The following is a 26,826-nucleotide window of genomic DNA, read 5'->3' as shown; positions in this document are numbered from 1 at the left end:
CATTTCAGACATTTCCTATTGAATGATTGTTTGCTTTGTTGTCGTCCTGACGAGAGTCCGCGTCCTCAGACGCCCTTTCCGGCCGCCGACACGGCCGGTTCCGGCTGCTGGACCGGGCTCTGCCGAGCCACCACGCCTCCGGGCGCCTGCCAGGGCGCCCGCCCCGACCACAGCAGTGGCAGTCCGACAACGGGCAGCACCCACACGAGCACCATCAGCCGGGGGCCCACCGACACGTCGGGGTGCCCCGCCTGGTTGATCAGTCCGGCGATTCCCACGGCCAGCACCACCGCCGCAAGGGCGCGCCCCCGGCGCAGTACGCCCCAGACCCCGGTCGCCAGCAGCGCCACCGTCAACGGCTCGACGCACTGATCGCGCAGCCATTCGGTCCAGAAGTTGCGGCTCAGCAGCAGGAAGCGGTGCCAGGGGTCGGCGACGTCCGGACGGCTGAAGTGGAACGCCAACAGGTCCTGCATGCTGTCCCGGGTGGACGGCAGGTGCAGCACGCCGATGCCGGTCTGCACCAGTACGGCCGCCCCCGCGCACAACCCGAGAAGCAGGGTCAGGTTCCGGGGTACCGGACAGCCCCGGGAGCGGCGTGCCGCAGCGACGCCGAGCAGGGCCAACGCCAGACAGCCCGCGAGCAGCAACGTCTGGGAGTACTTGGCCAGTGCGGCCAGCGCGAAGCCGGCAGCAGCGGCCCCCACCCACCGCCACGAGTGCTCGGGCCGGTGGAGCAGGCCCACGCAGCCCAGCACCACGGTCAGCACGCCCACCAGCATCAAGCCCTCGGTCATCGGCCGCATGGACTGCGCTCCGATCGGCAGCGCGTAGTAGAGAACCTGTCCGGCGAGCGCGACGGGCACACCGGTCCCCAGCGTGCGCAGTACCGCCACAACCAGGGCGCTGGCAGCCACCGTGACGGCGACCGCGGCGGCCCACAGTCCCCAGGTGATCCCCAGGGCGGCGATGAACGGCACCAGGAAGGCGGGGTACGCGGGACGCGCCACGAAGATCGCGGACATCCGCGGCGTCGCGAACAGTGACATGTACCCGGACACACCACCTTGCTCGGTGACCGTGCGCACCCTGTTCTCGGCGTTCTTGCGGCAGGCCCGGTAGGAACGTTCGCCGTTGCCCGGATCGGTGAACTTCCTCAGGTCCAGCCGGTCCGCCTGCGCGCCCCGGGCCCGCTGACTCGCACAGTAGAAGTCGATGGTGTGGGCGGCCGCCTGCTCGCGGCTCTGACCCGACAGCATCAGGCTGTACGACACGTAGTGACGCGTGTCCGACGTCGCCCGGCCGGTGACCTGGAACAGCTGGGTGAGCGCGAACGCCGCGGCGATGAGAAGGAACCACGCGACGAGCGAGCGGGGGCGGCGAACGGCGGGAAGGAAAAGTCGGTGCATGAAGAAGCGCAACGCCGATCACCTTGCCCGGGTCACGCGGCACGGCCCCAACCGGACCAGCGCACCACCCGCCACGCCTGCGCCGGCATGGCGGAGGGAATCGCGCCGGATCAGGCCTTGAGCCCCGCAACCGCCGCCGCCGCGAGACCGTCCAAATACCCCTTGGGGAGGCCGTCCCTGACCACCACGAGCCGCCAGTACAGCGGGCCGACGATCAGCTCGAGTGTCCGCTCGGGATCCGTGCCCTCGGGGAGCTCGCCGCGGGCGACCGCAGCACGGACCACCGCGGCGGCCACCCCCTTCTGCTGGTCGAGCAGCGCCGCTTTGATGGCGTCCGCGATCTCCGGCTGACGTGCCGCCTCGACCAGCAGGTCGGGGATGACCTGGGAGGCGACGGGGTGCCGCAGCGCGTGCGAGGCCACTGCCAGGAGCGCGCGCACATCTCCGTACAGCGAACCGGTCGCGGGCGCCGGCAGGCCCTGCGCCGCGAACGCGGTGACCAGGTCGAGCACCAGGTGCAGCTTCGACTTCCAACGGCGATAGACGGCGGTCTTGCCGACGCCCGCCCGGCGCGCGATGCCCTCGATCGACATCCGGGAGAAGCCGACCGCGGCCAGCTCCTCGAAGACGGCCGCGCGGATCGCCTCCGTCACATCCTCCCGGAGCACGGCGGCTCCGGCGGGGGCTCGGCGGGGCGGGCGGGGAGCGCTGGAAGTCATACCGGCGATGTTACGTGACGACGCAACGGTTGCGTTTCGACGTCAGGGCGTCTTACTGTCAGCGTTACGACGATACGGACCCGTCCCAACGTCTTACCTCGTCATGCTCCCGTCGCCCCGCCCTCCCTCCTTCTGTCGAAAGCGACTGCCGTGAGCCCCAACACCGTCCCGGCCGCGCCCGCGCCACAGGCGCAAGCGCCGGAGATCCCCCCGCAGCCGGACCCCCGGAGCCCCGGTGAACTGGCCGCTGCCTATGGCCTGACCGTCAGCGGCGCCCGGCCGCCCCTCGGTTCATACATCCGCCAGGTCTGGAGCCGCAGGCACTTCATCACGGCCTTCGCGACGGCCCGGCTGACCGCGCAGTACAGCCAGGCCAAGCTGGGCCAGATCTGGCAGATCATGACGCCGCTGCTGAACGCAGCCGTCTACTACTTCATCTTCGGGGTGCTGCTCGGCACCAGCCGAGGCGTCCCCGACTTCATCCCGTTCCTGGTCACCGGCGTCTTCATCTGGACCTTCACCAACAACTCGATCCAGACCGGCACCCGCGCCATCAGCGGCAGCCTGGGGCTGGTGCGCGCCCTGCACTTCCCGCGTGCCTCGCTGCCCATCGCCTACGCCGTCCAGCAGTTTCAGCAGCTGCTCTTCTCGATGGGCGCGCTGGTCGTCATCCTGGTCTGCTTCGGCGAATACCCGAAGCCGGCCTGGTTGCTCGTCGTCCCGGCGCTGGTCCTGCAGACAGTGTTCAACACCGGGCTGTCCATGGTCATGGCCCGGCTGGCCGCCAAGACGCCGGACATCTCCCAGCTGATGCCCTTCATCATGCGTACCTGGATGTACGTCTCCGGCGTGATGTGGAGCATCAAGAAGGTGCTGGCCAGCGACCACCTCCCGCATATCGTGCTGCTGGCGCTGCAGGCCAACCCGGCCGCCGTCTACATCGACCTGGTGCGCTTCGCGCTCGTCGAGAGCTTCACCGCCTCCCAGCTTCCCCCGCATGTCTGGGCCCTCGCGATCGGCTGGGCGGCCGTCGCCGGGGTGGGCGGCTTCATCTATTTCTGGCAGGCAGAGGAGCAGTACGGACGTGGCTGAGAACGGCTCACCGGCCCCCACAGTGATCGTCGACGACGTCCATGTCGTCTACAAGGTGTACGGCAGCGGAGCCGGCAAGGGCACCGCGACCTCGGCGCTGAACAGGATCGTCAGCCGCAAACCCCGCCCCGGCGTACGCGAGGTGCACGCCGTGAAGGGCGTCAGCTTCGTCGCCCACCGGGGGGAGGCGATCGGCCTGATCGGCTCCAACGGCTCAGGCAAGTCCACCCTGCTGAAGGCCATCGCCGGACTGCTCCCGCCCGCCCGCGGGCGGGTCTTCACCCAGGGCCAGCCGTCACTGCTCGGGGTCAACGCCGCGCTGATGAGCGATCTGACCGGCGAACGCAACGTCATCCTCGGCGGACTCGCGATGGGCATGAGCCGGGAAGAGGTACGCGAGCGGTACCCGGGCATCGTCGACTTCTCCGGGATCAACGAGAAGGGCGACTTCATCTCGCTGCCGATGCGGACGTACTCGTCCGGTATGGGCGCCCGGCTGCGCTTCTCGATCGCCGCCGCCAAGAGCCACGACGTACTGATGATCGACGAGGCGCTGTCCACCGGCGACGCGAAGTTCCAGAACCGGAGCCGCCGGCGCATCGAGGAGCTGCGTGCGCAGGCCGGCACCGTCTTCCTGGTCAGCCACAGCAACAAGTCGATCACCGACAGCTGCGAGCGGGCCATCTGGCTGGAGTCGGGGACCGTGCGGATGGACGGGCCGGCCGAGGAGGTCATCGCCGTATACGAGAACTACACCAGGAAATAGGCCACCGCCTCTGCTGACAGCGCAGCCCGGCCCCGCCTGGAGAACCACCAGGCGGGGCCGGGCTGCGAAAGCCGCTGTCGGACGCTCGTCAGCGTCGGCCGCGGGTCGGCCGCCGCATCACACGTGCGTGCGCAGCAGGGTCCGCATGGTCCGCATGGCGACCGACAGATTCGCCAGGTCGAACGCGTCGGAGGACTGGATCTCCTCCAGCGTGGAGCGTGAACGCCCCAGGATCGACGCGTTCTTCTCCTCCCAGGCCTTGTACCGCTCCTCCGGGGACGCCGACCCGTCACCCACCGACAGCACGTCCTGGGTGAGCCCGGCATGCACCGCGTACAGGTCCTCACGGATGGAGGCGCGGGCCATGGACTGCCAGCGGTCGGCCCGCGGCAACTCGCTGATCCGGTCCATCAGCTTGGTGATCGTCAGCCGGTCGGCGAGGTCGTAGTACACCTCGGCGACCGTCATCGGCGCGGTATCCGTGCGGTCCGCGATCGCCACGATGTCGAGCGCGGGGAAGACGGACGAGAACCCGGCCACCCGGCGCGCCAGCTCCTCCGGCACCCCGACCTCGGTCAGTGTGTCGAGGATGCGCTGATACCACTCGAGGTCGACGCCCTTGAGCAGATTCGGCAGCTCGGAACGGACCTGCTCCACCCCTTCGGTGAAGAAGTCGATGGTGTCGCTGAGCTCCAGCGGCTGCGGGCGGTTGCCGAGCAGCCATCGGGCGCCGCGCTCGACCAGCCGGCGCGAGTGCAGCCGGATGCGGGTCTGCACATCGGCATCGACCTTGGAGTCGAGCTCCTCCACGGCGTCCCAGACCTGAGCGAGCCCGAAGATCTCACGGGCCGCGAACTGGGCCCGCACGATCTCCTCGATCGATGCGCCGGTCTCCTCCCGCAGCCGGTGCAGGAAGGTCGAACCTCCGCTGTTCACCGTGTCGTTGACCAGCACCGTGGTGATGATCTCGCGGCGCAGCGGATGCCCGGCGATCGCTTCGGGGTAGCGATCGCGCAGTTCCTGGGGGAAGTAGCGGTGCACCAGATCCTGCAGATACGGGGCGTCCGGCAGATCGGTGGTGATCAGCTCCTGGGCTGCCGTGATCTTGGTGTAGGCGAGCAGCACCGCGAGCTCGGGCTGACTCAGACCCTTGCCGGCATTGAGGAGTTCACGGATCTGCCGGTCGGTCGGCAGGAACTCCAGTGCCCTGTCCAGGTGGCCGTCCCTGGCCAGCCGGCGCATGACGCGCTGGTGGGCGTGGAGCAGCGAGGGCGCCTGGGCCTTGGCGTTGGCGAGCGCGGTGTTCTGCGCGTAGTTGTTGCGCAACACCAGCCGGCCGACCTCGTCGGTCATGCCGGCGAGGATCTTGTTGCGCTGCTTGACGGTCAGGTCGCCGTCGGTGACCAGACCGTTCAGCAGGATCTTGATGTTCACCTCGTGGTCGGAGGTGTCCACGCCCGCGCTGTTGTCGATGGCGTCGGTGTTGCAGCTGCCGCCCGAGCCGTCGGCGCCGGACCTGGCGTACTCGATGCGGCCGAGCTGGGTCAGCCCCAGGTTGCCGCCCTCGCCGATGACCTTGGCGCGCACGTCCACACCATCGACCCGGATCGCGTCGTTCGCCTTGTCGCCGACCTCGGCGTGCGTTTCCGCGGAGGACTTCACATACGTACCGATGCCGCCGTTCCACAGCAGGTCCACCGGGGCCTTGAGGATGGCCTTCATCAAGTCGGCCGGCGTCAGCTTGACCACGCCCGGCTCGATGCCGAGCGCTTCGCGCATGTGCGCGTTGACCGGGATCGACTTGGCCGAACGGGGGTGGATGCCGCCGCCCGCCGACAGCAGGCTCTTGTCGTAGTCCGCCCACGAGGAACGCGGGAGGTCGAACATCCGCCGCCGCTCCGCGTACGAGGTGGCCGCGTCGGGGGTCGGGTCGATGAAGATGTGCCGGTGGTCGAAGGCCGCGACCAGACGGATGTGCTCGGAGAGCAGCATCCCGTTGCCGAAGACGTCACCGGACATGTCGCCGACGCCGACGGTGGTGAAGTCCTCCGACTGGGTGTCGTGGCCCAGCTCCCTGAAGTGCCGCTTGACGGACTCCCAGGCGCCACGTGCGGTGATGCCCATGCCCTTGTGGTCGTAGCCGGCGGAACCACCGGAGGCGAAGGCGTCACCCAGCCAGAAGTTGTAGGAGCCGGCCACCTCGTTGGCGATGTCGGAGAAGGTCGCGGTGCCCTTGTCGGCAGCGACCACGAGGTACGTGTCGTCCCCGTCGTGGCGGACCACGTCGGCGGGGGGTACGACCTCACCCGCCACCAGGTTGTCGGTGATGTCGAGCAGCGCGGAGATGAACATCTTGTAGGCGGCGATGCCCTCGGCGAGCCAGGCATCGCGGTCCACCGAAGGATCCGGCAACTGCTTGGCGACGAAGCCGCCCTTGGCGCCCACCGGCACGATGACGGTGTTCTTCACCATCTGCGCCTTGACCAGGCCGAGGATCTCCGTACGGAAGTCCTCGCGCCGGTCGGACCAGCGCAGACCACCGCGGGCGACCTTGCCGAAACGCAGGTGCACACCCTCGACGCGGGGCGAGTACACCCAGATCTCGTACGCCGGGCGGGGGGCGGGCAGGTCGGGGATGGCCTGCGGGTCGAACTTCATCGAGACGTAGGCGTGCGGCCGGCCGGCCTGCGCCGCCGCACCCTTGCTTCCGCCGCCGGCGCTCTGACCCCCGCTTTCGCTTCCGCCGCCGGCGCTCTGGAAGTAATTGGTCCGCAAGGTGGCCTTGATGACCGTGAGGAAGGAGCGCAGGATCCGGTCCTCGTCCAGGCTCGCGACCTGATCCAGGGCACCCTCAAGCTCTTCGAGCAGTCCGTCGATCAGCTCGGTGCCGGCCCGCTGCCGGTGGGGGGCCATCCGCGCCTCGAAGAGGGAGACCAGCAGCCTGGTGGTGTGGACGTTGTTGCAGAGGGTGTCCTCCATGTAGTCCTGGCTGAAGGTGGACCCGGCCTGCCGCAGGTACTTGGCGTAGGCGCGCAGCACCATCGCCTGCCGCCAGGTCAGCCCGGCGCCCAGCACCAGGGCGTTGAAGCCGTCGTTCTCCGCCTGCCCGGTCCAGGTGGCCGCGAAGGCGTCCTGGAAGCGGTCGCGCGCGTCGTCGGCGAGCAGTTCGCTGCCGCCGCCCCCGCCGGCCAGGGGCTGCGGCAGCCGGAGCCCGAAGTCGTAGATCCAGGCATGCGTGCGGTCCGCGCAGCGCAGCTCGTAGGGGCGCTCGTCGGTGACCTCGACACCCAGCTTCTGGAGCGCCGGCAGCACCGCCGACAGCGAGACCTGGGTGCCGGCCCGGTAGATCTTGAAGCGGCGCTCCCCGGGGGCGGCGCCGACCGGCTCGTACAGCGAGAGAGCGAAGTCCTGCTCGCCCTGCGTCAGCTGTTCCAGGTGGCCGAGGTCGGCCACCGCGGCCCGCGGTGAGTGGTCGGCCTTGTACCCCTCGGTGAAGGCCTGACCGTAACGGCGCAGCAACTCGGCCGCGCGCTCCTCGCCGCACTCGGCGTTCAGCGCCTCGGAGAAGCCGTCGGCCCAGGAACGAGCGGCTTCGACCAGACGCTTCTCGATGCGTTCGGTGTCGGTGTCAGTGAGCTGGGGCAGCTCGGTGCCCACCGGCACCCGCACCACGAAGTGCAGGCGGGAGAGGATCGACTCGGTGTTCCAGGCGGTGAAGTCGACGTTGGTGCCGCCGAGCTCCTCCTTGAGGATGTCGATGAGCCGCAGCCGCACACCGGTGGTGTAGCGGTCGCGCGGCAGATAGATCAGCGCGGAGTAGTAGCGCCCGTATTCGTCCCGGCGGAGATACAGCCGCAGCCTGCGCCGCTCCTGGAGGTACAGCACGCTGGTGACGATGGAGCGCAGCTGGTCGACGGGCGTCTGGAAGAGCTCGTCGCGCGGGTAGGTCTCCAGGATCTGCATCAGATCGCGGCCGTCGTGGCTGTTGGGCGTGAAGCCCGCGCCTTCCAGCACTTCGGCGACCTTGCGGCGGATGACGGGCACCCGGCGCACGGACTCGGTGTACGCGGCGGACGAGAAGAGACCGAGGAAGCGGCGCTCGCCGACCACGTTGCCCTTGGCGTCGAACTTCTTCACTCCGACGTAGTCGAGGTAGCTACGCCGGTGGACCGTCGAGCGGCTGTTGGCCTTGGTGAGCACCAGCTGCCTGTGCTCACGCGCCTTCGCGCGGGCGTCCGCCGGCAGCCGGCCGAAGGAGGGCGACACGGGGTGCGTGTCCTCGGCGCTGTGGTGCGGGTCGGAGCGCAGGATGCCCAGGCCGGTGCCCGCCACCGCGGCGAGCGAGTCGTCCTCGGTCAGCGCGTACTCGCGGTATCCGAGGAAGGTGAAGTGATCGGTGGCGAGCCAGCGGAGCAGCTCACGGGCCTCCTCGACCTCCTCGTCGGGCAGATCTTCCGCGGTCGGCTCGGCAGGCAGCTCATCAGCGATGCGCAGCGCGGAGTCGCGCATCTTCTCCCAGTCCTCGACTGCCTCCCGGACGTCCGAGAGCACCCGCAGCAGATCGTCGGTGATCTGCTTCAGGTCGGAGCGGTCGGTCTCCCGGTCGATCTCCACATGGATCCAGGACTCCACGAGGGCGTCGTGCACGCCCTGGATCTTCTCGCCCTTGTCGAGCACCTGGAGGAGCTTCCCGGTGATGTCCCGGCGGACCAGAACCTGCGGGTGAATCACCACATGGATGCCACGGCCCTGGCGGGACAGCTCATTGGTGACCGAGTCCACAAGGAAGGGCATGTCGTCGGTGACCACTTCGACGACCGAGTGGCTGCAGGTCCAGCCGTTCTCCTCGACAGTCGGGGTGTGCACCCTGACGTTCGCGGTGCCCTGCGGCCGCTTCTCTGCCAGCCGGTAGTGCGAGAGTGCCGCTCCGAAGACATCGACCGGATCGCGGTCGTCCACGTCCTCCGGTGCGGTGTGCAGGTAGTAGCGCTGGAGATACGCGAGGACGGCGTCCTGGTCGGGACTCTCGCCGCCCGTTGCCCCGCTCGGAAATTGCCCTCCGGCAGGGCTCTTCTCAGCTACCAGGGCCGCGCGTGCGAGCAGTTCGGCCTTGGCTTCGTCCAGCTTGGTCTGCATGTCCTCTGGCTCCTGTCGCGCGCCGTTGCGTGACGTAGGTGAAAGAAGCGGTCCAACGCCACGACCACGACGCGGGGTATCCGGTCGAAGTCGACGTTATGCCGCAATGAGAGATGCCCGTGACGTTATTGGCCAATTTGAGAGGCCGGTCCGGGTTCTGGATGTCAGCGATCGCCCGGAGACGGTGGTCCTCCGGGCGCAGGGCAGAGGCGTCGATGCCCCCGCGAGATATCGCGCTGATCACGAGCCAAGGCTATCGCTCCCTGACCGGTGGGCGTCATGAGCCGGATCTGTCCAAGTCCGGCCGCCGAATTTGGACGCTTCGGCCAGTTGCGATCCACCGGCTCCCGGGCTGCCCCGGCTACTCCGTCAGAGAGCGGGCCACCCGCACGGCATCGGCCAGCGAATCCACCACGGGCACCCCTGCGGCCTCCAGACCGGCCCGGCTGTGCGAGCCGCCGGTATAGAGCACTGCCTGCGCCCCGGCGTGGGCCGCCGCCACGGCGTCGTCGACCGCGTCGCCGATCACCACGACCTGCTCCGGCGCCACGCCCTCCAGCGCGGCCAGATGGCGCACCATCTGCTCCGCCTTGCCAGCGCTCGACGACCCGATCCTGCCGTCCACCCGGATGAACCGCTGCTCGATACCGTGCGTCCGGACGATCGGTATCAGATGGTCGTGCGGCGCCAGCGAACACAACGACTGGGTCAGCCCCGCGGCCTGCCAGTCGGTCAGCAACTGCTCGGCTCCCACGGCGAGCCGGGCGTGCTCGGCGAGCGCCCAGTAGTGCCGGTGAAACGCCTCGTCCATCACGCTCCACTCGGCGTCGGTGGGCAGTCGCCCCATCAACCGCTCGTAGAACCGCGGAACCGGTACGCAGTACAGCTCGCGGTAACGCTCCAGCGTGATCGGGCTCAGGCCGACCTCGGCGAACGAGGCGTTGGTGGCGTCGATCACCGCGTCGATGTCGTGGAACAGCGTGCCGTTCCAGTCCCAGACGAGGTGGGTGGCGCGCGCCTGCACGGCCGCGACCGCATGTGTATCCATCTCTGCCCCCCTACTCAGCCCGCGTGCAACTCCCCCATGCCCAGAACCGTACCCGCCGGCACCGACAGCCGACCGGATCAGCCGATCAGGTTCGGGGTCTCCTGCACCCCGAACCAGAGCAGCTCGTGGTCCTCGGCCCCGTCCACAGTGAACTGTGCGTCGTCGTCCCCGTGGTCCGCGGCCCCCAGCGCCGCGGCCGCTGCGGCGACATCGGCCTCCGCGTCGTCCGCGTCGACATGCACGGCAGCGGCCTTGGCCAGCGGTACCGCGGAAGCGATCCGCACTTCGCCCAGTGCACTCGCTTCGAGGCCGCGGTCCGGGTCGGCCACCGCATCCTGGTCGGGCACGTCCACAGCGACCACCACCCGGCGGCGCGCGGTGTCCGGCGCACCGGCCAGCAGCCTCAGCGAAGCGGAAGCCGCCCGGTTGAGCGCGGCGTACTCCAGCTCCTCGATGTCGTCCGACACATACCACTCGCGCAGGCCGGGGGTGACCGCATAGGCGGTGAGCGGCCCCGGACCGAGCTCGCCCGCCGCGTACACCGCCGCGAGACCGGGGAGGGTCGTTGGGACATACACACGCATGGCCGGCCGCTTTCGTCGTCGGTGCGAGCGCTCATCGGTCGAGCGCCCAGGTGGAGGCGGTTCAAGAATACGTACGGAGTCCCCCTTCGGGGTGCCGATGCGAGCCACCGACCCGTCCATCCCGCGGGTACCTGTGACGCGGCACGCGCGCCTGCGTACTCCGCCCCGTCACTCGGATAGGTGAACTCTCACACCCCCGCCGGCTGGGGGTGACGCTCCTTGCCACGGCCTCCGTCCCGGCCGTAGAAGAAGATCAGCAGAAGTTACCGCCCGGTACGAACACCGGGCCCGGCAGAGCGGGGCACGTACGTCATGGACCGGACCAGGCCGGCGGGCAGGCACGATCACCAGAGGCCCAGCACCACCCCGCGTCAGCGGCGGCGCCTCAAACCGCACTACTGGTTCGCCGAGCGGCTCCTCGCCGTGCTCAGCGGGCAACGGCCGGTGCACTGGATGCTCGGGCACACCATCGGCGAGGCCTACGACCAGCTGGTGCGGCTGGCGCCCGGCACACCGCTGCGGGCCCCGGGGATCAGGCCGGTCGTGCGCCACTGCGGCGAATTCGTGCCGGCCCCCGGTGTGATCGAGGCCTTCGCGCGGATCGGTACCGGCGAGCACGTACAGGCCATGGCCTTCCGTCTCGAGCAGGGCGCCGACCTGCGCTGGCGGTGTGCGGCAATCGAGCTCGGTGGCGAGCGGGTGGGGGTCTGAGCGCGAGCCGGGGCCGGCACCTCTGCGGTGCCGGCCCCGGCTCGATCCGACCTACTGCGGCCCCAGGTGTCTTTCGGACGCCCGGCCGCAGCTGATGCGCTACTTCTTGCGGCGGCGGCCGCCGCCCTTCTGGGCCTTGCGGCGCTCGGCGCGCGTCAGCCCGTCCGCCTCGGAGCGCGATGCGCCGTCCTCGCTCTCGAAGTCGCCCTCGACGACACCGCCGTCGCCATCCACGGTGGGAGCCGAGAAATGCAGCCGGTCGGGCCGCTGCGGGGCGTCCAGACCCTTGGCGCGGATCTCCGGGCGAGCGCCCGCGGGCACCACGTCACGCTTGTCCAGTGAGGTCTTCTCCGCCGCCTCCTCGGCCGACGGAGCCTCCACCGGGACCTCCTCGACCTGCTGCTCGACCTGGACCTCCAGGTTGAACAGATAGCCGACGGACTCCTCCTTGATGCCCTCCATCATGGCGTTGAACATGTCGAAGCCCTCACGCTGGTACTCCACCAGCGGGTCCTTCTGCGCCATCGCCCGCAGGCCGATGCCCTCCTGGAGATAGTCCATCTCGTAGAGGTGCTCACGCCACTTGCGGTCCAGCACGGAGAGCACCACACGCCGCTCCAGCTCACGCATGATGTCGGAGCCGAGCTGCTTCTCCCGGTCCGCGTACTGGTCGTGGATGTCGTCCTTGATGGACTCGGCGATGAAGTCGCCGGTGATCCCCGCCCGGTCGCCCGCCGCGTCCTCCAGCTCCTCGACGGTGACCTTCACCGGGTAGAGCTGCTTGAACGCGTTCCACAGCCGGTCCAGGTCCCACTCCTCGGCGAAGCCCTCGACCGTCTCCGCCTGGATGTAGGCATCGATGGTGTCGTCCATGAAGTGCTGCACCTGCTCATGCAGGTCCTCGCCCTCCAGGACCCGGCGGCGCTCACCGTAGATGACCTCACGCTGCCGGTTGAGCACCTCGTCGTACTTCAGGACGTTCTTCCGCGTCTCGAAGTTCTGCTGCTCGACCTGGGACTGGGCGGAGGCGATGGCACGGGTCACCATCTTGTTCTCGATCGGCACGTCGTCGGGCACGTTGGCCATCGACATCACCCGCTCGACCATCTGCGCCTTGAACAGACGCATCAGGTCGTCGCCGAGCGACAGGTAGAAGCGGGACTCACCGGGGTCCCCCTGCCGTCCGGAACGACCGCGCAGCTGATTGTCGATACGGCGCGACTCGTGCCGCTCGGTGCCCAGCACGTAGAGACCGCCGAGCTCCTTGACCTCGTCGTGCTCGGCCTTGACGGCCCGCTCGGCGCGCTCCAGAGCGGCGGGCAGCGCCGCGGCCCACTCCTCGACGTTCTCGTCCGGGTCGAGGCCGCGCTGGCGCAGCTCGGCCTCGGCGAGGTCGTCCGGATTCCCACCGAGCTTGATGTCCGTACCACGGCCCGCCATGTTGGTGGCGACGGTGACGGCGCCCTTGCGGCCGGCCTGGGCGATGATCGGCGCCTCACGGTCGTGCTGCTTGGCGTTGAGCACCTCGTGCTGCACGCCGCGCTTGGAGAGCTGCTGCGAGAGGTACTCGGACTTCTCGACCGAGGTGGTGCCGACCAGGATCGGCTGGCCCTTCTCGTGCTTCTCCGCGATGTCGTCGACGACCGCGTCGAACTTGGCGACCTCGGTGCGGTAGATCAGGTCGGACTGGTCGGCCCGGACCATCGGCCTGTTCGTCGGGATCGGGACCACACCGAGCTTGTAGATCTGGTGGAACTCGGCGGCCTCGGTCATGGCCGTACCGGTCATACCGGAAAGCTTGTCGTAGAGGCGGAAGAAGTTCTGCAGGGTGATCGTCGCGAGCGTCTGGTTCTCGTCCTTGATGTCCACCCCTTCCTTCGCCTCGATCGCCTGATGCATGCCCTCGTTGTAGCGGCGGCCGGCGAGGATACGGCCGGTGTGCTCGTCAACGATCATGACTTCGCCGTCGATGACGACGTAGTCCTTGTCGTTCTTGAAGAGCTCCTTGGCCTTGATCGCGTTGTTGAGGTAACCGACGAGCGGGGTGTTGACCGATTCGTAGAGATTCTCGATGCCGAGCCAGTCCTCGACCTTGGCGACACCCGGCTCATGGATGGCCACGGTGCGCTTCTTCTCGTCGACCTCGTAGTCGCCGGTCTCCTCGATGCCCTTGAGCTGATTGCCGGCCTCGCCCTTGGTCAGCCGGGTGACGAGCTTGGCGAAGTCGCCGTACCACTTGGTGGCCTGGTCGGCCGGACCGGAGATGATCAACGGCGTACGCGCCTCGTCGACCAGGATGGAGTCGACCTCGTCGACGATGGCGTAGTTGTGGCCGCGCTGGACGAGCTCGTCCTGGGACCAGGCCATGTTGTCGCGCAGATAGTCGAAGCCGAACTCGTTGTTCGTGCCGTACGTGATGTCGCGGCCGTACTGCTCACGGCGCTGCGCCGGAGTCATGTTGGCCAGGATGCAGCCGACCTCGAGGCCGAGGAACTTGTGGACCCGCCCCATCATCTCGGAGTCGCGCTCGGCCAGGTAGTCGTTCACCGTGATCAGGTGGACGCCCTTGCCCGACAGCGCGTTCAGATAAGCGGGCAGCGTACCGACCAGGGTCTTGCCCTCGCCGGTCTTCATTTCGGCGACGTACCCCAGGTGCAGAGCGCTGCCACCCATGATCTGCACGTCGTAGTGGCGCTGCCCGAGAACGCGCTTCGCGGCTTCACGGACCGTGGCGAACGCCTCGGGAAGCAGGTCGTCCAGACTCTCGCCGTCGGAGAACCGCTGCTTGTACTCGTCGGTGAGGGCCCGCAGCTCGGCGTCGGAGAGGTTGACAAAATCCTCTTCGATGGAGTTGACCTGGTCCGCAATGCGGTGCAGCTTGCGCAGGATCTTTCCTTCGCCTGCACGCATGAGCTTGTTGAAGACGGACACGGGGGTTGGTCTCCTTGCCGGTCGGGCCGGTCGAAATCATCGGTCGGGCTGGGGTCGAACGGTGTCTCGGGCTGGGTAGGGCAACGGCCATCGTAAGCGAGGACCCCGCCGCGCCGGGAGGCCTGCCGCCCAGGACAACGGCCGAGGCGTCCGGAAGGTGCCGGGACGACCCCGAAAAAGGCATAGCGCCTGCCCGGTCCGGGACGGAGAATCACGTGATGGACCCCGTGATACTCACATCGGAGCGCCTGCTGCTGCGCCCCTTCAAGGCCGAGGACGCCGAAACCGTCCACCGGGCCTGCCAGGACCCCGATATCCAGCGCTGGACGGTCATTCCGTCACCTTACGGACGTGCGGACGCGGAGACCTTCGTGGGACAACTGGTGCCGGACGGCTGGCGAACCGGCACCAGCCTGGCGTTCGCCGTGCTGCCGCGCGAGGGCGGACCGCTGCACGGCGCGATCTCCGTCTTCCAGCGCTCGCAGCCGGGCACTTGGGAGATCGGGTACTGGACGGCGAAGGAGCAGCGGGGCCGCGGCTTCACCGCCGAGGCGGTGTCGGTACTGGCGCACTGGTCGCTCTCCACGCTGGGGGTCGAGCGCCTGGAGTGGCGGGCCGAGGTCGGTAACACGGGCTCCCGGGCGGTGGCGGAGAAGGCCGGCTTCCGGGTCGAGGGGACGCTGCGCTCGAATCTGCTGAACAAGGGCGTCCGCAGAGATGCCTGGGTGGGGGCGCTGCTGCCCTCCGATCTCGGGCTGCCGACGGAGCATGCGTACCTGCCGACCGAGTACAAGCCGAGCTGAGCCGCGGCAGCGGTGTCGATGTCAGTGCCCCGCTCTATCGTTCGGGGCATGACTTCCGTGCCGTCTCCAGCCGTCGAACTCTCCGCCGACGAAGCCCGCCGGATCGCCCTGCGCGCCCAGGGGCTCCTCGGCGCGCCGGACCGGCGTGGCGGGGTGCGCGGGGTGCTGCGCCACCTGGGCGCGGTACAGCTGGACACCATCTCCGTACTGGCCCGCTCGCACGAGTTGATTCCGTACGCCCGGCTCGGGGCGGTGGGCCGCAGGACGGTCGAGGACGCCTACTGGACCGAGGGCCACTCCTTCGAGTACTGGTCGCACGCCGCCTGCATCCTGCCCGTCGAGGAGTGGCCGCATTTCGCCTTCCGCCGCCGGGCTTACCGCGACCGCCCGCAGTGGCACCACGAACTGCCGGACGGCGCGTACGACACCGTCATCAAGCAACTGCGCGCCGAGGGCCCGCTCACCGCCACGGAACTGGGCGGTGCGAAGAACGGCGGCGAATGGTGGGACTGGTCGGCTTCGAAGGTCGCGGTCGAGCGGGCGCTGATGTTCGGCGAAGTGGTGTGCACCGAGCGACGCAGCTGGAAGCGGGTGTACGACCTGGCGGAGCGGGCCATCCCCGATCCGCTGCTCCATGACGACCTGGACGACAGGGAGTGCATACGCCGCCTGGTTCTCCTGGCAGGGAAATCGCTGGGCATCGGCACCCGTACGGACATCGCGGACTACCACCGGCTCAAGGGAGAGCAGTTCGACGCGGTCGTCGCGGACTCCGGGCTGGTTCCCGTGTCGGTGCAGGGCTGGACCAAGCCCGCGTGGGCGGACCCGGCAGCTCTGACGACCCCGCCCCGCGGCCGCCACCGCACGACGCTGCTCTCACCCTTCGACTCGCTGGTCTGGGAGCGAGCCCGTACGGAACGGATCTTCGGCTTCACCCACCGGCTGGAGGCGTACGTGCCCAAGCCGAAGCGGGTGCACGGTTACTTCGTCATGCCGCTGCTCTCCGGCGGCCGGCTGGTCGGACGGGTCGACCCCGCTCGCGAGGGCGCCACTCTGGTGGCCAGGCAGGTATCGCTGGACAACCACAAGGCGGTCCGGCCGATGGCCCAGGCCCTCACCGAGGCGGCCCGCTGGGTCGGCTGCACGGACGTCCGCATCGAGCGAGTCAACCCGCCGACGCTGCGCCCGGCGCTGGCCGCAGCGCTGGCGGCGGAAGGCGCATCGGCCTGAAGCCTCGACCTGCAGCGGGCCGGGCGGGCGGATCTGTCGGCGGTCTGTCAGCGGATCTCGAGGATCTTCTCCCGCATGGCATACACCACGGCCTCCATCCGGGAGTGCAGTTGCAGCTTCTCCAGGATGTTGCGCACATGGTTCTTCACGGTGTTCTCGGAGATGAACAACTCCTTGGCGATGTCGCGGTTGTTCATCCCGGTGGCCACCAGCTTCAGCACTTCCAGCTCACGGTCGGTGAGCCGCGGCGCGGGCACCAGCCTGCGCTCGTCGGTGCGCTGAATCATCGACTTGAACTCGGTCAACAGCTTCGAGGCCATCGAAGGACTGATCTGCGATTGGCCGTCGGCCACTGCCCGGATGGCGGTGGCCACCTCGTCGGTCGAGATCTCCTTCAGGAGATAACCCGTGGCGCCGGCCTTGATCGCCTCATAGAGGTCGGCCTCCTCGTCGCTGATCGTCAACATGATGATCTTCGCGCTGGGCGCCACCTCCTTGATGGCGGTGCACGCCTCGATGCCGCCGCGCTTGGGCATCCGGACATCCATCAGCACGATGTCGGGCAGCAGATCGGCGGCCTTGTCGACCGCCTCGGCCCCGTCGCCCGCCTCACCGACCACCTCGATGTCCTCCTCGGCGGCCAGGACGATCTCCAGACCACGACGGAAAAGGGCGTGATCGTCCACCACCAGGACCCTGATCGGTTCCTCGGGTGGTGCCGCACTGCTGCGGTCCATGTGGCCCTCGTCCTCGTCGTACGCGGGACCGAAGCTGTCCGCCATCGTTCCTCCCCCTGAAGGCCATGGCCCGGAGTTCATGTTCTGCGCCAACCGCAGCTCACAGAGCGCCTATTGGCGTGTCACGCCATGCTTTCATGCCCTGGCGGCGGAGCGGTGGTCCCGTCACCGCGCGGCGGTGCCCCTGGGTGCGCTGCGCGCTTCCAGGGGCACCGCCGCGGTTCAGCAAGTCATCCGCCGAGCGCACCACCGGCGCCGCCCGCCTCGACATTGGCGAGCGGGTCCGTCGTCAGGTGAATGACACCGTAATCGTAGGCGTGCCGCCGGTAGACGACACTGGGCTCCTTCGTCTCCGAATCGACGAACAGATAGAAGTCGTGCCCGACCAGCTCCATCTCGTAGAGAGCCTGGTCAAGAGACATCGGTGCCGCGACGTGGGTCTTCTCGCGGACCACCAGCGGTCCCTCGCCCTGCACTTCGAGCGGGCCCATCCTGGTGGTGGGAATGGATGGCGACGTCCGGTCGGCCACGAGCTCCCCGCTGCCGTTCAGCTGCGCCGCCTGCGGCACTGCCTCGACGACCTCGGCAGCCGACATACGACCGACACCCCTGCGGTTGTGGCGCTTCTCGTGCTGCTTGCGCAGCCGCGCCTCCAACTTGCCGGTGGCCAGATCAAGCGCTGCGTACGGGTCGCCTGCCGCCGCCTCCGCCCGGATGACCGGGCCTCGGGAGTGCAGCGTGATCTCCACTCGGTCCGAACGGTCGGCCTGCCGCGGGTTGTGCTCCTTCGAGACCTCGACGTCGAGGCTGATCACCTTGCCGTCGAGCTTCTGGATCTTCTCCAGCTTCAGCTTCTCGGCCACGTGCTTGCGGAACCGCTCGGGTACTTCGGTCTTGCGGCCCTTGACGACGATGTCCACGCAGAACTCCGTTCCCGGATCACTCCGCTCAACGGCGGAGCAACTCCCTCTTGCACCAGACTCCGATGAGCACCGGAGTCTCGGACTTGGCGACTTTCACCTCCTCCTCCCCCGTCGGGAAGATCCCCACCCCACCAACTTCTGAGCTCCGTGGAACCAGCAGAACCCGGAAAGTGCGTCCGCGCACGCCCGTGCATTTGGTGAGTCGCAGCTTTCGCCATTCCTCACAACCGAACATAGCTCGCCCGGACGGGTGTCGGCACCCGCTACTCGCGCGTACCTCCGTTCAGGTGCTTTTTGCGGCTCACTACCTGCAACGATGTACGCCTCTGATCAGTTCCGGTTTATTTCGAAAGCAAGGGGCGGGGCGCCGACCACGGCGGCGCACGGTTCGCCGCCGCCGGGGAATCCGCGACTGCCCACGGCACGTACCGCACGAGCCGCTTCCACCAGCGATGCGCCGGTCGTCATGAGATCGTCCACAAACACCACCCTGCCCGCTTCCAGCAGCCGTACGCCCCCGGCCACCACGTGCAGCGCACCGGCCAGATTCGCCAGCCGCTGCCGGGCGTCCAGGCCCGTCTGGTCGGCGACGGTCCTGCACTGTCCGAGCACGGCGGTAACCCGGGCCGCGGTGCCCGTTCTCCGCAGCTCCCGCGAGGCGGCGCAGGCGATCCGACGCGCCGGATCGTGGCCGCGTGCCCTGACCGCGGCGCGCGCCGAAGGCACGGGCACCAGCAGCAGCGGCCCCCCGCCACCGGGTGCGGACGAGACGGCGGCCCGCACCGCACCGGCGAGCGCTCGGCCGAGAGCCCCGGCAAGACCCAGTGCGCCCCGCTCCTTGTGGGCGAGCAGCACCGCTCGCACCGCGTCCTCGTACGGCGCCGCTCCGAACACCGCGGGCAGTCCCGCCGGCTCGGGGTCGGGTCTCGCCCGGCGAGCCGGAGCGCCGTACAGCGACCGGGCACATTCCTCGCACAGCACCGTGCGAGGTCTGCCGCAGCCGCCACAGGCGACCGGAAGTACGAGATCCGAAATTTCCCGCCACCATTCCCGCATGGCGACCACTGTGCCGAGTTACCCGACCTCGATCCACCCCTGTGGACAACTCACGGTGGCTATCCCGGGTAGACCGGAGACGTTCCTTCTTCGACCACGGTTTTCCAATTCGAACGCAGGGGCAAACGCACAATTCCGTCCTCGGCCGAGAGCGCCATCACCGGGAGCCGGTCGTCGTCAGAGGCGGCCACCGCGGTGATCCGGTTGGCGCCCGGCAGCGTGTTCGCCCCCGAAACCGAGCCGTCCACCTGCATGTAACGCACCTGCTGCACGCTGCCGGACTCCTTCCCGACCACCAGAAGGCGGCTCCGACCGGCCCATGACACGGTGGCCACGTCGGCCATCTGCGGCGCTGCCGGGCGCAGCTCCTCTACGGTGACCGTCGTGCTGCCGGAGCCCTGGCGCACCACCCGGCCGACCTTCAGTACCGTATGGCCGTTCTGCGACAGCAGCAGCGCGATCCGCACTCCGTCCGACGACACCCGCAGGCCCTCGATGCGGGCACCGTCGAGCCCGTCGATCATGACCTCCTGCGGCTCACCGGTCCCCCCGGCGAAACGCAGCAGTCTCGGACGATCGGGGTCCCGGTCGGCCACCCACAGATCGCCGCGCCCGTCCCAGCTCGGCGCGGACAACCGTTCCTTCTCATTCTTGCCATGGCTGGTGTACAGCGACTGCGCCGGTTCGGTGCCCGAGACGAGCGACGCCACGGAGAGAACGCTCCCGCTCTTCGAGACACCTGCCGCCCGGCGTTCGTCGCGCGCCACTGCCACCGTGCTCAGCGGCTTGTCGCCCGAGCCGAGCGGCCCACGCACCGGTTCCGGATCGGCCTTGCCGGTGGCGGCGCTCCCGCTCGCCTGCATGCGGACGAGCCGCCCCTTGGCGTCGACGAAATACTCGCCGGCCGGGGTGCCCGTATTGCTGTCCGGCGCGTAATCCTCTGCCTGGTCACCGCTGAGCACACACAGCTGGGAACCGTCCGAACGCTGCAGCTCCACCTGGTCGAGCCGCATCGACGTCGCGTCCCGCACAGTGAAGAGCAGTTGCGCCGCCATCTTCCGGCACTGGCCCTGACCGACTCCGGACGCCTTCTCGTTGAGCGGCACCACCAGTGCGTTCCGGTCGTCGATCGTCAGCGTGCGGACGCCCTTCTTCAGGGTCGTGCCGGTAGGGAACCGGGAGCCCACCACGGGTTTCAGCCAGTTGGTCGGGCCCTCCAGAAGCGAGGCGACGGCCTGCGTCAGCGGATCCATCCGCGTCTCCGGGTCTATGCCCTGACGCAGGTACACGGGGTCGGCGACCAGCCAGCCCTCGCCCGTTGCTCCTTCGCCGCCCGGACTTCCGGACGGCGGGACGGAAGAAAAGTAGTACTTATTGACGGATTGGTAATTGCGCTGGAAGTCCGAGAGGCTCAGCAGCAGACCTGCGGGAAGGTCGTCGATGCGCCAGTCCTTGTTGTTCTGCCGGACCAGATGAATGGCGTTCCGGTACTTCCCCTCGTCCGGCCGGTAGACATGCTGCTTGTCGATCACGGCGACCTCAGTGCCGCTCAGCTGATACGTCGCGGACACCTGCGGCGCATCACGGTCACTGGCCGGATCGGCCCGCCGGGTGGGGCCGTCGGCCAGCAGCGTCGTCCGAGCACCCGGATCCCAGCTTCGCGACGCGGTCTTCGTCAAATACTTCCTGGCCGTGGCGAACTGCAGATCATCACTGGTCATGGCCTCCAGAAAGCCGTCGACGATCTCGGCGGGAGCCGCCCCCTCCCGTGGCGGCACGGCATACACCTTGACCTGCGAGTCGGTGCGCTGCGACGGGTCAACCGCTTCGATGTCCCCGTTGCTCGGCATGGACACGCAACCGGCCAGCATCATCCCCCCGCAGCCGAGCAGTGCGTACAGCCGCAGTCCGCGCCCGCTGCGGCGCTTCCCCCCCTGGTCAGCGCCCACGCGCAGTGCCCTCCCGGTCCGAAGCTTGCGTGGTCGGCTCCCCCGCACGAGGCACCACCCGAGCGCCACTGCCCGGCAGCGCCGTCGGATCCGCGGGTATGGCACGAGGCGGAGACGGCAGCGGCGAACGCTCCCCCACCGGCTGGGACGGCACGGCGGTGAGCCGTCCCTCGTCGGCCCTGATTCGGGCCCGTCCGTGCCGCGAGTCCTCCGGCTCCAGCGGGATCGGCGAACCACGCAGAGGCTCGTCCGCCGTGCGCGGAAGAGTCAGCCGGAACTGCGAACCGCCACCCGGCTCGCCCCAGGCCTGCAGCCAGCCCCCGTGCAACCGCGCGTCCTCCACAGCGATGGACAGTCCCAGACCGGTGCCCCCCGTGGTGCGGGCACGCGCCGGGTCGGCCCGCCAGAAGCGGCTGAACACCCGGGTCGCCTCACCGGGCTTCAACCCCACGCCGTAATCACGCACCACGATGGCGACCGCGCCGCCCGCAACGCCGAACCGCACGATCACGTCCTTGCCCTCCCCGTGCTCCACCGCGTTGACCACGAGGTTGCGCAGCACCCGCTCGATCCGCCGTGCGTCCACTTCGGCAATCACCGGCTGTTCGGCACCGACGACGCGGATCCGGCTGCCCTTACGCTCGGCAAGCGGCTCGGCGCCGGATATCACCCGGCGCACCGTCTCGCGCAGATCGATCGGCTCGGCCTCCAGCGCCGCGGCGCCCGCGTCGAAGCGGCTGATCTCCAGGAGATCTGCGAGCAGCGACTCGAAGCGGTCCAGCTGATCGCCGAGCAGCTCCGCGGAGCGCGCGGTCACCGGATCGAAATCGCTGCGGGCGTCATGAATGACGTCCGCAGCCATCCGCACGGTCGTCAGCGGGGTCCGCAACTCGTGCGAGACATCGGAGACGAAGCGTCGCTGCATCCGCGACAGACCCTCCAGCTGCTGGATCTTCAGCTGGAGATTCTGCGCCATCTTGTTGAAGGCTTCACCGAGCCGGGCAATGTCGTCCTCACCGGTGACCTTCATCCGCTCCTGGAGCCGGCCGGCGGAGAGCCGCTCGGCGATCCCGGCGGCCATCCGCACCGGTGTCACGACCTGCCGGACCACGAACCAGGCGATGGCCCCGAGCAGCACCACCACGAACAGCCCCGCGGTCGCCAGCGTGCGCACGACCAGGGCGAGGCTCTTCTCCTCCTGAGCCAGCGGGAACAGGTAATAGAGCTGGTACGGCTTGTGGTCGATGTCCTCGAGACGCTGTCCCACCACCAGGCCGGGCTCAGGATGGCGGCCGTCGAAGTACTTGATCTCCGTGTACCGCTTGTACGGCGTCGTCCCCTGGTCGACGCTGCTGCGCAGCTCCGCAGGGACACTGTCGGGGCTCACCGAGCCGGACGAACGCTGCCCGCCGGTACCCGCATCGGCGCTCTCCGAGGTGGGCGCCAGGGTGATCACGTTGTACGCCCCCTGCCCGCCACTGGCGAGCTGCGCGACGAGATCGGTACGCCATTGCGTCGAACTGCTGGCCGCCCTGCTGTCCCCGGTGTCGCTGTCGGAGACCACAGGCACATTGGCCTTGTCCTTGGCCACGGTGAAACCGCCGGCGGCCTGCGAGACCGCCGCCTTCTCCTTGGCGTCCAGCAGGCCGTTGCGTACCTGGCCCACGACGACGAACCCGAGCACCAGGACGACGGCCACCGACATCAGCAGTGTGCCCGCCACCACCCTGAGCTGGATGTTCCGCCGCCAGAGCCGCACCGCGGGCAGCAACGGACGGCGCACCCAGCGCGCGACGAGCCGCAGCATGGAGCTCCCGGGCGCGCCGTCCGACAACAACCGGCCACCCTGCCGCAGCCGGCGACCGAACATTCCCGGCGAACGCGTCCCGGAGCTCCCGCCGGACATATCCGCCGGCTGCTGACCGAGCCGGGACGCACCCCCCTGCGAACCGGCAGGCCGCTCCGTGTGCGCTCCCGGCTCCCCGGGCGTCGGAGCAGCACTGCTTGTCGTCATGTCAACTCGGTCCGGCCTTGTAACCGACACCACGCACGGTCACTACGATCTCCGGCCGCTCCGGGTCCTTCTCGACCTTGGACCGCAGCCGCTGGACATGCACATTGACCAGCCGGGTGTCCGCCGCGTGGCGATACCCCCACACCTGTTCCAACAGCACCTCGCGGGTGAACACCTGCCACGGCTTACGGGCCAGCGCGACCAGCAGATCGAACTCCAGCGGGGTCAGCGCGATCGACTGCCCCTCCCGCTTGACCGAGTGACCGGCCACATCGATGACCAGGTCACCGATCGCCAACTGCTCCGGCGCCGGCTCCTCGGACCTCCTCAGCCTCGCCCTGATGCGGGCGACCAGTTCCTTGGGCTTGAACGGCTTGACGATGTAGTCGTCGGCCCCGGATTCCAGGCCCACCACGACATCGACGGTGTCGCTCTTCGCCGTGAGCATCACGATCGGCACACCCGACTCGGCCCTGATCAGCCTGCAGACCTCAATACCGTCCCGTCCGGGCAGCATGAGGTCGAGCAGCACCAGGTCCGGCTTGGCCTCTCTGAATGCGGCCAGTGCCTTGTCGCCGTCCGCTACAAATGACGGCTCAAAACCTTCACCACGCAGCACAATGCCGAGCATCTCGGCCAGTGCGGTGTCGTCGTCGACGACAAGGACGCGTCCCTTCATACCGCCATCATCCCATTAGCTAATCGTTACCTGGCGTGACCTGGCACACAACGCGGTGAGTGCATCCCCCGTGACAGGGGAAACGGCTCCTGCTTCCGTGACGATCGCCGTCACGAGTTCCGGGGGCGTGACATCGAACGCAGGGTTGTACGCCCGCGTTCCCAGCGGAGCCACCGGGGCCCCGCCGCCGAATTCGGTGACCTCGCTGCCGGGCCGCTGCTCCACCTCGACGGACGCCCCGTCCGGGGTGGACAGATCGATCGTCGTCGTGGGAGCCACCACGATGAACGGCACATGGTGATACTTGGCAAGCACCGCGAGGGGATAGCTTCCCACCTTGTTGGCCACCGAGCCGTCGGCAGCGATCCGATCGGCACCGATCAGCACCGCGTCCACCTCGCCTGCCGCGAAGAGCGAGCCTGCGGCGTTGTCCGTGAGCAAGGTGTACGCCATACCGTTGCGCGCCGCTTCGTAAGCCGTCAGCCGCGCCCCCTGGAGGAGCGGACGGGTCTCGTCCACCCACAGGCGCCGCAGACTGCCAGCACGGTGCGCTGCCAGTGCCACGGCGAAAGCCGTACCTTCCCCGGCCGAGACGAGCGCGCCCGTGTTGCAGTGCGTCAGGATCCGGTGCCCGCCGCCCGGCAACAACTCGTCGAGCAGCGCCAGACCCCGCCCGGCCATCTGCGCACTGGCCTCGGCGTCCTCCCGATGCAGTGCCTTGGCTTCGGCCAGTGCCGCCGCTGCCGCACGCTCGGGGTCAGCCCCACCTCCGACAGCCGCGCGGTACGCCTCAGCCACCCGGCGCACCCCGTAGCCCAGATTGACCGCGGTGGGCCTCGCCCGCTCCAGCAGCGCGGCTGCCTCGTCCACGTCGTAGCCGCGGACCGCGGCGAGCGCCACTCCGTACGCCCCGGCGACTCCCAGCAGCGGGGCACCCCGAACGGCGAGCGTTTGAATCGCCTGCACCAGCGCCGGCACATCCGTGCACACCAGTTCGGCCTCCTCGGCGGGCAATCGGGTCTGGTCCAGCAGCACCAGCACCGGTCCCTCCGGTGGCTCCCCCCAACGCAACGAAGGGAGCGGGGGAGGTTTGCTGTCCAACGGGGGTTGCACGTCCTGATCAGCCATCCGCACAGTCTGCCCCGGAACGCACCGACAATTGAAGGTCCCACGGAGATACGGGGCCCGGTCCGCAGCCGGACAACGCGTGGCACGATGGCTGGCAGCCTGCTGCCGCGTCGTGCGGACAGGTATGCGAAGGAGCGACAATGAACGAGTCTCCGGGTTGGGCCTCGCCCGGATCCGCCCCCTCCGACGGCCAGGAGCCGGGCGTACCGCGCCCGACCGAGCCGCCGTCCGGCCAGGGGCAAGCCGCTCCCGAAGTCGCCCCCCGATGGTCCAGCGACCAGCCGCCGGCCGCGCAGTGGACCCAGTCGGCTCCTCCAGGGCCCCGGGCCGCACCGCCGCAGCCCGCCCCCGGCCGGGGCGGGGGCCCTGCGCAGGGCGGTGGGTGGGGCGCGCCGCAACCGGGCGGCTGGGGGCAGCCCCCCGTGGCGAAGCCGGGCGTCATCCCGCTCCGCCCACTCGGCGTCGGCGAGATCCTCGATGGTGCCGTGTCGACGATGCGCGCCCACTGGCGCACGGTGCTCGGTGTCACGATCGCCGTGGCCGCGGTCGTCCAGCTCTGCTCGATCCTCCTCCAGCACTTCTTTCTCCCGAAACCGGCCCAGATCGATCAATCGGCCGACTCGACCGAACAACTGCGCCAGAGCCTGGACTCGCTCCGGACGAGCATGCTCGACCTCGGCCCGGTCTCCGTGATCTCGCTGATCGGCACCATCTTCACCACAGCGGTCCTGACCATCGTCGTCAGCCGTTCCGTGCTGGGCCGTCCGGTCACCCTGTCCGACGCCTGGGGCGAGGCGAAGCCGCAGCTCCCGCGTCTGGTGGGACTCAGTCTGCTGCTGCCACTGATCTACGCAGCCGTGGTGACGATCGGCATCCTTCCCGGCCTCCTGACCGGCGGCGCGGCAGGCGCCGGACTCAGCGTCCTCGGCGGTCTGGCCGCTCTGGTGGTCGGGGTCTGGCTGTGGATCCGTCTCAGCCTGGCCGGGCCCGCGCTGATGCTGGAGCGGCAAGGCATTCCAGCCGCGATGCGACGCTCCGCCAAGCTCGTCAGAGGAGTGTGGTGGCGAATGTTCGGCATCATGCTGCTCACCGTGTTGCTGTCGCTGATCGTGTCGATGATCATCAGCGTGCCGTTCAATGTCATTGCCATCGCCGCGGACGGCAAGAGCCTCGGAAGCCTCTTCTCCGGCAGCTCCCCGGAGTTCGGCTGGTCCTACCTGATCATCAGCGGTATCGGGGCTGTCATCACCACGGCACTCACCTACCCGTTCTCCGCAGGAGTCACGGTGCTTCTCTACGTGGACCAGCGCATCCGTCGCGAGGCCCTCGACATCGACCTCGCACGGTCCGCGGGCGTATCGGGCTACCGGACCTCCGGGGGCTGATGCAGTGCCGATGCCGGGGGGCATCGTGCTGCTCACCGGTCTGGAGGCCGCGCCCATCGACGAAGTCCTGATCCCAGTGCTCCCGCAGCTCACCGGGCGGCACACAGTCGTCGTGGGCTCGGTCGCCGATCCGCATACCGAAAAGATGGCGAAGTCTCGCGGCACTTTGGACGCCGTGTACGAAGCCGCAGCCGGAACTCAGGCACAGGGAGAGCGTCGGCGTACCGCGGAACAGTTGATGCGTCACGGCGTTACCGTGGTCGACGCGGCCCCTGCGGACATTGCCCCAGCTCTCGCGGACACGCATCTCGCGCTCAAGGCGGCAGGCCGTCTCCAGTGCCGCAGCAGACAGCGTTTGCCTCGGCGCCCTGGTGGCCGGCATCGTGCGGGGCCGGAAAAAATGGGCGCAAAAAACCGGCGCATGGGGGTCTGGAACGCGGAAAAGCCCCGCACCATACGGTGCGGGGCTCCCCACAATAATTGTTCGGCGGCGTCCTACTCTCCCACAGGGTCCCCCCTGCAGTAC

Annotated in this window: 19 protein-coding genes and 1 pseudogene; 7 read left to right on the top strand and 13 right to left on the bottom strand. The window is 68.8% G+C overall.

The window, feature by feature from the left end; all coding sequences use genetic code 11:
* Positions 1–65: 65 nt before the first annotated feature.
* Together AB0436_RS13445 and AB0436_RS13440 are read right to left on the bottom strand one after the other, a co-directional pair.
* On the bottom strand, positions 66–1,409 hold the full coding sequence (locus AB0436_RS13445; RefSeq protein WP_366467988.1) for a hypothetical protein: 1,344 nt from the start codon (positions 1,407–1,409) through the stop codon (positions 66–68).
* Between the two features lie 110 nt (positions 1,410–1,519).
* Complete coding sequence (locus tag AB0436_RS13440; protein ID WP_366467986.1) at positions 1,520–2,128, bottom strand: TetR/AcrR family transcriptional regulator; 609 nt, start codon at positions 2,126–2,128, stop codon at positions 1,520–1,522.
* Between the two features lie 204 nt (positions 2,129–2,332).
* On the opposite strand from AB0436_RS13440, the gene AB0436_RS13435 reads away from it, so the two are divergent.
* Together AB0436_RS13435 and AB0436_RS13430 are read left to right on the top strand one after the other, a co-directional pair.
* Positions 2,333–3,220, top strand: coding sequence for an ABC transporter permease (locus AB0436_RS13435; protein ID WP_366468307.1), 888 nt, complete (start codon positions 2,333–2,335; stop codon positions 3,218–3,220).
* Positions 3,213–3,986 (top strand): ABC transporter ATP-binding protein, encoded by a 774-nt coding sequence (locus tag AB0436_RS13430; RefSeq protein ID WP_366467985.1) that lies wholly within the window; start codon positions 3,213–3,215, stop codon positions 3,984–3,986. The genes AB0436_RS13435 and AB0436_RS13430 overlap by 8 nt, the downstream gene beginning before the upstream one ends.
* Positions 3,987–4,103: 117 nt before the next feature.
* Here the strand turns inward: AB0436_RS13430 and AB0436_RS13425 are convergent, their stop codons facing one another.
* The 3 genes from AB0436_RS13425 to AB0436_RS13415 all read right to left on the bottom strand — a co-directional run bounded on the left by AB0436_RS13425 (position 4,104) and on the right by AB0436_RS13415 (position 10,754).
* Complete coding sequence (locus AB0436_RS13425; protein ID WP_366467984.1) at positions 4,104–9,122, bottom strand: NAD-glutamate dehydrogenase; 5,019 nt, start codon at positions 9,120–9,122, stop codon at positions 4,104–4,106.
* A 361-nt stretch (positions 9,123–9,483) separates the two neighbouring features.
* Positions 9,484–10,170, bottom strand: coding sequence for an HAD family hydrolase (locus tag AB0436_RS13420; RefSeq protein ID WP_366467983.1), 687 nt, complete (start codon positions 10,168–10,170; stop codon positions 9,484–9,486).
* A 77-nt stretch (positions 10,171–10,247) separates the two neighbouring features.
* Positions 10,248–10,754, bottom strand: coding sequence for a hypothetical protein (locus AB0436_RS13415; RefSeq protein ID WP_366467982.1), 507 nt, complete (start codon positions 10,752–10,754; stop codon positions 10,248–10,250).
* A 312-nt stretch (positions 10,755–11,066) separates the two neighbouring features.
* On the opposite strand from AB0436_RS13415, the gene AB0436_RS13410 reads away from it, so the two are divergent.
* The gene (locus AB0436_RS13410; protein WP_366467981.1) at positions 11,067–11,465 is read left to right on the top strand and encodes an Rv3235 family protein; all 399 of its coding nucleotides are present in this window, start codon (positions 11,067–11,069) and stop codon (positions 11,463–11,465) included.
* A gap of 99 nt (positions 11,466–11,564) precedes the next feature.
* Here the strand turns inward: AB0436_RS13410 and secA are convergent, their stop codons facing one another.
* Positions 11,565–14,396 (bottom strand): preprotein translocase subunit SecA, encoded by a 2,832-nt coding sequence (gene secA, locus AB0436_RS13405; RefSeq protein WP_366467980.1) that lies wholly within the window; start codon positions 14,394–14,396, stop codon positions 11,565–11,567.
* A 218-nt stretch (positions 14,397–14,614) separates the two neighbouring features.
* Here secA and AB0436_RS13400 point away from each other — a divergent pair, with 218 nt between their 5' ends.
* Complete coding sequence (locus AB0436_RS13400) at positions 14,615–15,199, top strand: GNAT family N-acetyltransferase (RefSeq protein WP_366467979.1); 585 nt, start codon at positions 14,615–14,617, stop codon at positions 15,197–15,199.
* A 48-nt stretch (positions 15,200–15,247) separates the two neighbouring features.
* Positions 15,248–16,429 (top strand): crosslink repair DNA glycosylase YcaQ family protein, encoded by a 1,182-nt coding sequence (locus tag AB0436_RS13395; protein WP_366467978.1) that lies wholly within the window; start codon positions 15,248–15,250, stop codon positions 16,427–16,429.
* Between the two features lie 47 nt (positions 16,430–16,476).
* Here AB0436_RS13395 and AB0436_RS13390 read toward each other — a convergent pair whose 3' ends face one another.
* From AB0436_RS13390 to mtnA, 7 genes are all read right to left on the bottom strand, one after another.
* The gene (locus AB0436_RS13390; RefSeq protein WP_366467977.1) at positions 16,477–17,211 is read right to left on the bottom strand and encodes a response regulator transcription factor; all 735 of its coding nucleotides are present in this window, start codon (positions 17,209–17,211) and stop codon (positions 16,477–16,479) included.
* A gap of 185 nt (positions 17,212–17,396) precedes the next feature.
* A complete protein-coding gene (raiA, locus tag AB0436_RS13385) occupies positions 17,397–18,086 on the bottom strand; it encodes a ribosome-associated translation inhibitor RaiA (RefSeq protein ID WP_366467976.1) in 690 nt (229 codons plus the stop codon).
* 333 nt (positions 18,087–18,419) lie between these two features.
* Complete coding sequence (locus AB0436_RS13380; RefSeq protein WP_366467975.1) at positions 18,420–19,145, bottom strand: ComF family protein; 726 nt, start codon at positions 19,143–19,145, stop codon at positions 18,420–18,422.
* Between the two features lie 59 nt (positions 19,146–19,204).
* Positions 19,205–21,019 (bottom strand): LpqB family beta-propeller domain-containing protein, encoded by a 1,815-nt coding sequence (locus AB0436_RS13375; RefSeq protein ID WP_366468306.1) that lies wholly within the window; start codon positions 21,017–21,019, stop codon positions 19,205–19,207.
* 64 nt (positions 21,020–21,083) lie between these two features.
* Complete coding sequence (mtrB, locus tag AB0436_RS13370; RefSeq protein ID WP_366467974.1) at positions 21,084–23,108, bottom strand: MtrAB system histidine kinase MtrB; 2,025 nt, start codon at positions 23,106–23,108, stop codon at positions 21,084–21,086.
* 1 nt (position 23,109) lies between these two features.
* Positions 23,110–23,787 (bottom strand): two-component system response regulator MtrA, encoded by a 678-nt coding sequence (mtrA, locus tag AB0436_RS13365; protein ID WP_005486885.1) that lies wholly within the window; start codon positions 23,785–23,787, stop codon positions 23,110–23,112.
* A 15-nt stretch (positions 23,788–23,802) separates the two neighbouring features.
* Positions 23,803–24,915: an S-methyl-5-thioribose-1-phosphate isomerase gene (gene mtnA, locus AB0436_RS13360; RefSeq protein ID WP_366467973.1), complete on the bottom strand. Its 1,113-nt coding sequence runs from the start codon at positions 24,913–24,915 to the stop codon at positions 23,803–23,805.
* 140 nt (positions 24,916–25,055) lie between these two features.
* Here mtnA and AB0436_RS13355 point away from each other — a divergent pair, with 140 nt between their 5' ends.
* Both AB0436_RS13355 and AB0436_RS13350 read left to right on the top strand, forming a co-directional pair.
* Positions 25,056–26,300: a hypothetical protein gene (locus AB0436_RS13355; RefSeq protein ID WP_366467972.1), complete on the top strand. Its 1,245-nt coding sequence runs from the start codon at positions 25,056–25,058 to the stop codon at positions 26,298–26,300.
* Positions 26,301–26,322: 22 nt separating this feature from the next.
* Positions 26,323–26,634 (top strand): annotated as a pseudogene (locus tag AB0436_RS13350) (DUF58 domain-containing protein); the annotation flags it as partial.
* Between the last annotated feature and the right edge of the window lie 192 nt (positions 26,635–26,826).

The sequence above is a fragment of the Streptomyces sp. NPDC051322 genome, assembly GCF_040689485.1.
Lineage (GTDB): Bacteria > Actinomycetota > Actinomycetes > Streptomycetales > Streptomycetaceae > Streptomyces.
The sequence above is the reverse complement of the archived record's forward strand: the minus strand, read 5'-3'. Positions and strand labels throughout refer to the sequence as shown.